8 protein-coding genes and 2 pseudogenes are annotated in these 9,540 nt (G+C 30.4%); 6 read left to right on the top strand and 4 right to left on the bottom strand.

The features are described from left to right. Nucleotides 1-2: 2 nt before the first annotated feature. The 3 genes from KA909_RS11330 to KA909_RS11320 all read left to right on the top strand — a co-directional run bounded on the left by KA909_RS11330 (nucleotide 3) and on the right by KA909_RS11320 (nucleotide 3,015). Nucleotides 3-473 carry a DUF1643 domain-containing protein gene (locus KA909_RS11330; RefSeq protein ID WP_210130229.1) on the top strand — a complete coding sequence of 157 codons (471 nt, stop codon included), beginning with the start codon at nucleotides 3-5 and terminating at the stop codon, nucleotides 471-473. A 13-nt stretch (nucleotides 474-486) separates the two neighbouring features. Then, the gene (locus KA909_RS11325) at nucleotides 487-708 is read left to right on the top strand and encodes a hypothetical protein (RefSeq protein ID WP_186335019.1); all 222 of its coding nucleotides are present in this window, start codon (nucleotides 487-489) and stop codon (nucleotides 706-708) included. A gap of 450 nt (nucleotides 709-1,158) precedes the next feature. Next, on the top strand, nucleotides 1,159-3,015 hold the full coding sequence (locus tag KA909_RS11320) for an Eco57I restriction-modification methylase domain-containing protein (RefSeq protein ID WP_210130228.1): 1,857 nt from the start codon (nucleotides 1,159-1,161) through the stop codon (nucleotides 3,013-3,015). A 122-nt stretch (nucleotides 3,016-3,137) separates the two neighbouring features. Here the strand turns inward: KA909_RS11320 and KA909_RS11315 are convergent, their stop codons facing one another. The 3 genes from KA909_RS11315 to KA909_RS11305 all read right to left on the bottom strand — a co-directional run bounded on the left by KA909_RS11315 (nucleotide 3,138) and on the right by KA909_RS11305 (nucleotide 7,465). Continuing rightward, complete coding sequence (locus tag KA909_RS11315) at nucleotides 3,138-3,818, bottom strand: hypothetical protein (RefSeq protein ID WP_186335020.1); 681 nt, start codon at nucleotides 3,816-3,818, stop codon at nucleotides 3,138-3,140. Between the two features lie 1,065 nt (nucleotides 3,819-4,883). Next, a complete protein-coding gene (locus tag KA909_RS11310) occupies nucleotides 4,884-6,809 on the bottom strand; it encodes a heavy metal translocating P-type ATPase (RefSeq protein WP_017175150.1) in 1,926 nt (641 codons plus the stop codon). Between the two features lie 329 nt (nucleotides 6,810-7,138). Next, on the bottom strand, nucleotides 7,139-7,465 hold the full coding sequence (locus tag KA909_RS11305) for an ArsR/SmtB family transcription factor (protein WP_000391495.1): 327 nt from the start codon (nucleotides 7,463-7,465) through the stop codon (nucleotides 7,139-7,141). Nucleotides 7,466-7,671: 206 nt separating this feature from the next. On the opposite strand from KA909_RS11305, the gene KA909_RS11300 reads away from it, so the two are divergent. Further along, nucleotides 7,672-8,031 carry a ZIP family metal transporter gene (locus tag KA909_RS11300; protein ID WP_001631039.1) on the top strand — a complete coding sequence of 120 codons (360 nt, stop codon included), beginning with the start codon at nucleotides 7,672-7,674 and terminating at the stop codon, nucleotides 8,029-8,031. Nucleotides 8,032-8,142: 111 nt separating this feature from the next. Here KA909_RS11300 and KA909_RS11295 read toward each other — a convergent pair. Next, nucleotides 8,143-8,481: pseudogene (locus KA909_RS11295) on the bottom strand (cassette chromosome recombinase CcrA); the annotation flags it as partial. Between the two features lie 8 nt (nucleotides 8,482-8,489). On the opposite strand from KA909_RS11295, the pseudogene KA909_RS11290 reads away from it, so the two are divergent. Further along, nucleotides 8,490-9,119, top strand: a pseudogene (locus KA909_RS11290) (cassette chromosome replicative helicase); the annotation flags it as partial. A gap of 188 nt (nucleotides 9,120-9,307) precedes the next feature. Next, the coding region (locus tag KA909_RS11285; protein WP_210130227.1) for a recombinase family protein at nucleotides 9,308-9,540 on the top strand (233 nt) is incomplete at its 3' end.

Genomic DNA, 9,540 nt, shown 5'->3' with positions numbered 1-9,540 from the left:
AAATATTTGACGAAAAGAGAACTCACCGCTACTTACTAACAAAGACATGGGACAGTGAAAAACAAACACTTACAATCATCACGATGTATCCGCACTATGATGGCATTATCAATATTGACCTAACAACCCAACTCATTATGAACAAAGTTTCAGAAATGGATGCATTTGGGTCCATCTATTTTGTGAATCTATACTCTAATATTACAACACCTATTAATCTCAAACATTTAGAAGAAAATGCTTATGATAATCATACAAATATTCAAATTATGAAAGCAGTGAAAGAATCAGATGAAGTGATATTAGCATGGGGTGCTTACGCTAAAAAGCCCGTTGTTGAAGCACGTGTTAATGAAGTATTAGAAATGTTGAAACCACATAAGAAGAAAGTGAAACAACTCATGAACCCAGCAACCAATGAAATCATGCACCCCCTTAATCCGAAAGCACGTCAAAAATGGACATTGAAATAAAAGGGGATTATCTATGAACCATGAAACCACACAATCAGATTGGCATACGGTTGCTAATTGTTTAGCATCGCATGATTACGTTTCAATAGTAAAAGGACTAGTACATCATTTCGCAGCAATTGAAGATGAAGAAATTCTTGATAAAATCTATGATGATTTTATAAATGATGACTCTATTACAACAATACTTAATAACGATTTTCAAATAATTATTAATAACCATCTATCAAAATGAAGCTATATATTACTTTTAATAAAATTAGAGCATCTTTCACCTTGTGGTACTCTAATTTATTTGTTTTTTTATAATAAATAAATACAAAATAATACAATGCTATATGTCTCATTAACTTATTTTCTACCATCAAAAACTTATAAACCTTAAAAACATCAAAGAACCACTTGATATTCACTTGATGAAAGCACTTATTGAAAGTGAAATAGTTATTCAATACTATGGAGCGTATAAAAAACAATCTGTAATCGTAGAAGGTGTAGAATAAGTAATGAAAATTTTACAGCTTCATGAAAAGAAAGTAAAAAAGCTAAGTAATTCAGTAATAAATAATGGAACCACTCACTCCTAAATCATGTTAAAAATGAATATTGAAATAAATAACTTTTTCAATTTATTATTCTATGCTAGAATTTTTATTATTACTCTGACTATAAGGACGACTGCTATATGAAAAATTATAATTTAATAGACTTATATTCATTATATTTCGAAATTGACAAAGTAAAACTAAGAGATATGTTTCAGAATATATCAATTGAAGTAAAACTTAATGAGGCTCAAGTTGATGAAATACTCAAACTAGATATATTTACATTTTATAATGAAATCAATCTATTAATAAGCAAAACAATTGAGACTTCTAATAGAAAAGATAATGGAATATATTTCACTCAAGATTTTAATGTTATAAAAAGGATAATACAATTATCTATTGATAAAATACCTAATACTTTATTAACAAAGAAAAAAGTATTAGATCCAGCTTGTGGTACGGGTATATTTTCAATAGCTTTCATACATGAAATTTTCAACAGACAAATTAGTAAAAATTCTATAGTTGATTTTATAAATAACTACTTAGTAAATATAGATGTTTCAAATGAAATGATTAATTTTACTAAGATCAATATTCTTACTATGATGTATTATCTATATAATGACATAAGTATCTTTGATAAAGTAAAACCTAATATATATGCTATAGATTTTGTTTATCAAGAAAAACACAAAGAAATTAATTTATTTAATTATTTTAATTCTCAAAATCAAAATTTTATTAATGATAATTTTGAGAATTTTGATATAGTTATAGGCAATCCTCCATACGTATCCTTGTATGGAAGACGAGCCATAAATAAGAGTGAAGATAAAAGACAATTTTTAATACGAAATTATGATTTTATACCTAAAAACGTAAAAAATGGAAAATTTAATTACACAATGTTTTTTATTGAAAATGGTTTACAACTACTAAAAAAGAATGGTACTTTAACATTTATTGTAGATATAACTTTACTTGAAAGTTCTTTTGAATCAATTAGAAAATATATTTTAGAAACTGCCATTATAAAGCAACTTGATATCAATTTAAAAGCTTTTAGTGATGTAGTTAGTGGACAAATAATCATTTCTCTTTTAAAAAATGCATCCAACAAAGAAGCTATTGTAAGTATCAAAGATTGGCAAAATAATAACACAATTCAAATTAATCAAGATATATGGTTGCATGATAAATTTTATCGTTTTAATATTAGCGATAAGAAAATAAATTCAATTTTAGAGAAAGTTTACAATAAATCAAATGAACTTCAATATTATTTTCCTAAGAAAGAGTTACGTACTTCTACTATGTTATTGAATATGGAATCTTCCTTCGTTAAAGATTATAAACCAGAAACGGATTTTCACGTAATGCCTTATTATAAGGGAGCCAAAAATTTATCTTTTCCATTTCAAAATATGCATTCAAATCACTATTTTATATACGATACAGCTTTACAAAAAAAGATTAATGATTCACTTCATGAAGAATTATTAAAAAAAGGAATAAAAAATAAAAAAAGAATTGGTTTAGGTAACTTAGAGGTGTTTAAAAACCCGAAACTTTTTATTAGACAATCTGCTAATAAGCTTATAGCAACCTTTGATGGTAAAATGTCAGCTTCAAATAATAGTTTATATATCTTAAGTAAAGCAACTAACGATATAAAAGATATAAATATGCTAAAAATTACATGTGCTCAACTAAATTCTGAATTATTAACATTTATTGCACTTACAAATAGAATTATCCGAAAAGCTGAAGGCAAACAACCTCAAATTAAATTGTCAGATTTAAAAACAATTCCACTATGTTTTAATGAAGAGATTAATTCTAAGTTATTAATTTTTGCAGAAAATGCTACTAAAAAAAATAATGAATTAGAAAGTTCTTTAGAAAAAATCAATCAAATTATTTATAAATATTATGATATTAACGGTGAAGAAGTAGAATTTATTAAAAACTATATTAATTCAAATTAGAGATTTTCCTTTTGAAATTTATATTATATATATACTCAACCAACTATCACCATCAAAATATTACCATTGCGCCTTTAGTTTCTTAATTATAAAAGCGCAATGGTAATATTTTTATTTTAAACTTAAATTGAGTTGTCATTAGAATTTTTCAATTTATCTTCTAGATCTTTTAACATTATTTCTTTTTTTTCTAAAGATTTTATCTGTCTTTCAAATGACTCTTTCCATTTTTTAACAAAGAAATGAATAAATTCTTCTCTAGTTCTATATGTGGGTTCTGCTGCAATATTAACTTGCATCTGTGGTTTTGGATTAATTCTAAATGATTCATTAACATCTTTTAATAAGTAAACTTTTTTATAATCATTATTATATTTTACAAATTCAACACCATCTTGTTTACTTTCATAATACACAAGTACAAAAACTAAATAAAAATTCCCTTCATGAATGAACTTAACTATTTTATTAGGAGTTCCAATATCCGGATTACTATCCATGTTAGTTATTTTAAATGCTTTAAAATCAATCCAAATTTCTTCTTCTCTATCCATAAACTTAAATTTACATCTTGCGTCCCATGGGTTTTTAGTCTTTTCTTTAGGTGCTCCTTGAGCATCATATAAGCTACTACTCTTTCCACTAGATATATACTTTACAAATTCATCTTCTAAGTAATCGCTAACTTCAGCGCCTACTCTTGTTTTACCTATAATATTAGGTCTATGTTTATCATCTATAATGCGTTGAATAACTTCTTCAATAGATGCTACTAGATTTTCTTCGTATTTTTTAAAGTTCATAATAAAACCTCTTTTATTTTAATATTATCACATTTTTTAGAATATTTCCTAAAACCGCATCATTTATGATATGCTTCTGCGTATCGTTTTATACTGGGGTTTTTATAATAATAATGGTCCTTACATTTTCAAAGACTAAATTCACGTGTAGACATATTGAATGCGTCTTATTAGGATCTAATCTAATCAAACAAAAATTTAAGAGAGAAATCATATCTACAGGTTTTTTAACCAGAAGATTATTTTGATCTATTTCAAAAATTTTCAAACCGTTCTTAAAAGTGTATTTTTATAAAAGTATGATAAAAGAGAAATTTTAGTCGCTTACTTCGTTTCAAGATATTACTGATACAATAAGGTTAAAAAATCGGTACGTTTAACAGAACAAGTGTAGGTATTATAATAAACGTTTTTGATTTTGATGAAAAATAAGCTGTTCAATTTTTGATTGAACAGCTTTACCTAGTTATCCTTACTTTTATTCTTTTACCCTCAAAAGGCGGAGAGCATTCAGTATTACAATAATAGCAGCTCCTGTATCACTTAATACGGCCATTCATAGTGTAAGTATTCCCAAGAATATCAGAACAAATGCCGCCAACTTTATTGTGATGGAAAACCAGGTGCGGTTGGGAAAATCCCCTTCCTGCGATTACCGTTCACAAACGCCCAAAAAGAGCAACTGGCTCTTTTAGCTCTGGGACTGTCTTGGCATAGAGAAGGTAAAACCTTTCCCACTTAAAAGAACGGAAAAAGACGCTCTGTCCTGGCATTATCTTTGGCTCGACGCTTGCCCCCATACGGATATTAATCGTTTCGAAACTTTTAATACAGTCAATTTAACTTTTGAATGTAAACTGGCTGCCTTAAGTCACTGTTTATGATTTTATGCTTCCCATGCTCTTTAATTGCTTATTTGACCGCCCGTATGATAAAAACGGTATGCACGGCATTGTTTTTACTCATAACATCTTTATTAGATTGCTCTGTTTTTTAGTGTCCAATGTTATGGGAACATTGTAGAATCCACACTTCAAAGTTCATTCATGTCAATCGATTCGTTCATTATTTAGATCTTAATAATCGAAGTCCATTTAGTATAACAACTAAAGTACTTCCTTCATGAACAATTACACTGATTGTAATATCAGTTAATCCTAACAAACTAACGACAACTAAAAAGGCAACAACTGCCATTGAAAAAATAATATTTTGCCTAATAACACGACCCATATTTGAGGAAATTTTATGAGACTGTACTAATTTAGATAAATTGTTCTGCATTAAAACCAAATCAGATACTTCTACTGCCACATCAGTACCGCCCCCCATAGCTATACCAACATCAGCATTAACAAGGGCCGGTGCATCGTTCACACCATCTCCAACCATGGCAGTAACTCCAAATTTTTCTTTTTGTTCTTCTATAATTCTGGATTTATCTTCAGGCATTACATTAGCGATAACTTCGTCTATTCCCAATTGTTCGCCTACAGCTTTTCCCGTCATTTCCGAATCACCAGTAATTAAAGTCGTGTGGATACCAAGTTTCTTAAAGTAATTAATTGTTTCTTTAGCATGCTCATTCGGAATATCCATTAGAGCTATAATCCCAATAACTTCTTCATTTTCTGCTACGTATACAACCGTCTTTCCTTCTGATGCCCAATCATGATTGAACTGGGTATACTCTTCAGAAGCACTTTCAAAAGAAGTAGGCTTACCAATACGATAATTTTTTCCATTATAATCTCCTGTCAGACCTTTTCCAATTTGATTAGTAACTTCGATGTCTATTTTATTTTTAACTTCAAATTTTTCTAAAATAGCATTAGCGAGTGGGTGATTGGATTCCTTTTCAAGGGCGACTATAATATCAATAATATTTTCTTCGTTCACAGAATGAGTGAAATAGTAATTTGTTACTTTAGGTTCTCCGTTCGTAAGGGTTCCTGTTTTATCGAAGGCAATTGCATCTATATCCGCTAATTGTGATAGGTAAGTACTTCCTTTTGAAAGCACGCCTTTTTTAGCTAGGTTAGATGTTGTAGACAATGTTACAGATACAGTAGCTGCTGCCAAAGCACACGGTGAAGCTGCGACTAAAATCACTAATCCCCTGTAAACACTTTGCGACCATGTCCAATCAAATAGAAAAGGAGCAAGTAACATTACTAATGGTATTGCGATTAAAACTATATTAACATATTTAGGCTCGAATTTTTGAATGATACTGGCAGCTTTTGTTTGATTATCTTGGTTTTGACTAACTAATTGTAAAATTTTAGAGAATACAGTATCCTTGTTTTCCTTAGTGACTTCCATAGTAAAAGTACCTGTTCCATTAATCGTACTTCCAAAAACTTCGTCACCCTTAGATTTCTCTTTCGGTATACTTTCTCCATTAATAGAAGATTCATCAATTGAGGTAGTACCGGATAAAATAATCCCATCAATTGGAACTTGATCACCGTTCAGCACTTGGAGTTGATCTCCAACTTTTAATTCACTGACATCAACAATTTTTGTGTTTCCATCAGGTAGGATTAATTTAGCTGTCGTTGGGTTCATTTCGAGTAGCTTAGTAATTTCTCTTTTACTTCTTCCTTCAGCGTAATCTTCAAGAAAATGAGCGCCGGAAAAAATAAGTATCAAAAGGGTTCCTTCCCAAAAACTCCCTATCAGAGAAGCCCCGATTGCAGCTAATCCCATTAGAATATGAGAATTAGGAGTGAATTTTCCCTTTAATTTAGTATTTTCAACTGTCTCTCCAATTCCTTCGAGAATAATTACATGGTAGCCGGCTGTGATTGTGGCAATTGAAAATAAGATGTTTTGTATTAATAAATTTGCATCACTTAAAAAAAGCCCAATTATAGCCAACACTAAGCCAATAAAATATGAAATAATTGGCATTTTTCCGTGATCATGATCATGACTATGATCGTGGCTATGACTTTCGTGTGCTTGTTGCTCTTGAATATTTTTCATTTCTATCACCTTTCTAAATAAATATGATATATCGGGTTCCAATATATTCGCAGTAAGCTTTACTAAACCAGGACGTTAATTGACCACATCCAAACTTTTTGTATCCAATAATACATCCTATGAATTTATCAACCGTATTCACTAACCCTCTCTGCTACACCCATCTCACTTTCCTTCGAGATATCATACAACGCTTTCCATTCTGTTTTTTTGTTTTCCATATCCATTGCAAAACCCCCTTTTCATATGCCTATAATATTGTTATATGATCATATAACAATATTAATGACGTGAATTATTATTAACACTTATTACTGGTTTACGGAATACTAGTGATGACAGGCGTGATCGATCGCCTGTTTTAGCATATTCATAGTATGTTCATCATCATGGGAATAAAACAATGTTGTGCCTTCCCTTCGGAATTTTACTAACCGTAAATTTTTCAAGAACCGCAATTGATGGGAAACTGTTGATTGTCTAAGATGTAGCGTTTCAGCAATACCGTTTACCGAATACTCCTTATAAAAGAGCAAATGGAGAATCCGGATTCTCGTAGGATCACCTAACGCTTTAAATGTTTGCGATACGACAAATAATGTTTCATCATCTAAGTCCTTATTATTTACTTCCTCTAATTCCTTTTTTTCTTCCATTATCCTTCCCTCACTTTAGGTTTCAATTCAAAACCTTATATATAATAATCACTATTTATCTATATATATTAATATATGTTCATATATATGATATAACCATCTGAATAAAGAGTCAAATAATATTTAATATGAATTCATATATTTTGTTTTGATTTTTTAGAGTAAAATAAACAAAGCCTTTTTAAGAATAGTGGGATGAGTGCAGTATGGATGATCGGGCGTTAGCTTCCGCACTTGGAATTGGTGTTGGCGGTGGACTCGCTTGGATAATGGAAGGTTTTCAAAGTGGTCATGGCTTTATTTATTCATTATGTGCAGGCCTTATAATTGGCTTATTATTTTTTGAAATGATTCCGGAAAGTATTGAATTAGGCGGGTGGGTAATTTTACTCGGTGGAATAGCAATAGGCTTAGTATTATTCCAATCCATTCATCTATTAATGGATAAAATTACAATTATCACTAATAGTCATCAAAAAGATATTTTCGTTCGATCGGGGGTACTTTTAATTATCAGTATAGCAATTCATAATTTCCCTGTTGGCAATATTCCTTTATTTGTGTAATTTGACCATTAATACTAAATTTATCAATGTCTTGAGAAATTGTTGAAACTCTAACATAACATCCTACAGATTTTCTTTTCATTTCTTTCATATTTTTCATTCTTTCATTAATTAAGCAATCGATGATTGCGTAGCTTGGTTTACAATGTTTAGCGGTTCATTTTTGAAATAGATTCCCACAAGGCTTTTGTTTTTAGAAATATGAATTTCATCAATATATCGGTATAACATGCTTAACGTGAAGTGTTGTTGAATTACATTTTCAAAAGACCTTTGAATTTGTTGCTCATTTATTGATAGTGTTGGTTTTGATTGTTGAAGTAACGATTGAGATTGTTTTCTGAACGTTTCTGCATCGATGGCTCCTTTAGCTAATTTATCTATCAATTGTTCTTGTGTAAGTGTGCTCCTAGTTTCTAGGGCCCTTTGTTTTTTGATCCGTTTTTGAATTACATCATTGGTTTAAAGATAAATTGAAGGATGAAACAAATAATACTGGTATTCGTATGTTTAAGCGCTATGCGGCTATCACTACTTCGGCCAAGATTCTTAGTCATGTTTTAGCTACAAATATTGATATCGCTAAAATAAGAGACTACTTTATTGATTATCATACTCATACAGTCTCTGAACGATCACTGGCAGATAAAGCGATTGAAGTCATTACGCAATTTGTAGCACAAAACCGTGGTAAATTTTCTGATGACACAGCGTTAAAGAATATGATTGAGAATTATGGACTAATTGCCTTAAAAGATGATTATATCGAGGTCAAAATCATTGCGACTGTATTTAAAGATATGCTGAAAGAACAGCACTTTCAGGATGTCAACAATGTCGTGAATGCACTAAGGGATAAAGGATTTATCGAATCTGACCATGATCGAATTACAACAAAACGAACAGTCAAAGATGACAATGGCAAAAAACAGTCACTTGTCTTTTACTATTTAAAGCTAGATTCAAAATATGCGTCTATTTTTGGTCTAACTAAAGATGCTGAACCTATTAAAGCTGAAATTAACTTGGATAACAAAAAGATACTTGAATCATGGAAAAAACAGAACGATGATTTAATTGATTTTTAATAACTTAAAGATGAAATCGTACAGGAGTAGATAAAATGGATGAATTGATTGAATTACTAGCTGATTTAGTTATTGAAGAAATTAATCATGCTGATGACTAATAATAACGCCCAACACCAGGCAGGTGTTGGGCTCATCTATAAATTCGTTCATAAATATATATTATCACTTCGAAAGGAGGAAACACGATGAAACAAGCAATTGGTTACTTACGACAGAGCACTACAAAGCAACAATCCTTAGCAGCACAAAAACAAACCATCAAGGCATTAGCCGAAAAACATAATATTCAACACATTACCTTTTATAGCGATAAACAATCAGGACGTACTGATAAGCGGAATGGTTATCAACAAATTACTGAACTGATTCAACAGGGACAATGTGACGTACTATGTTGCTATCGTCTAAATCGACTTCA

The organism is Staphylococcus sp. GDX8P54P (assembly GCF_017893165.1).
Lineage (GTDB): Bacteria > Bacillota > Bacilli > Staphylococcales > Staphylococcaceae > Staphylococcus > Staphylococcus borealis.
Note: the sequence above shows the minus strand (reverse complement) of the source record. Positions and strands in the feature narration are given on the sequence as shown.

What these genes read in the sequence shown, in the direction of transcription:
- KA909_RS11325 (WP_186335019.1), top strand. Translation starts at nt 487, where the DNA reads ATGAACCATGAAACCACACAATCAGATTGGCATACGGTTGCTAATTGT.
- KA909_RS11320 (WP_210130228.1), top strand. Translation starts at nt 1,159, where the DNA reads ATGAAAAATTATAATTTAATAGACTTATATTCATTATATTTCGAAATT.
- KA909_RS11315 (WP_186335020.1), bottom strand. Translation starts at nt 3,818, where the DNA reads ATGAACTTTAAAAAATACGAAGAAAATCTAGTAGCATCTATTGAAGAA.
- KA909_RS11310 (WP_017175150.1), bottom strand. Translation starts at nt 6,809, where the DNA reads ATGAAAAATATTCAAGAGCAACAAGCACACGAAAGTCATAGCCACGAT.
- KA909_RS11305 (WP_000391495.1), bottom strand. Translation starts at nt 7,465, where the DNA reads ATGGAAGAAAAAAAGGAATTAGAGGAAGTAAATAATAAGGACTTAGAT.
- KA909_RS11300 (WP_001631039.1), top strand. Translation starts at nt 7,672, where the DNA reads ATGGATGATCGGGCGTTAGCTTCCGCACTTGGAATTGGTGTTGGCGGT.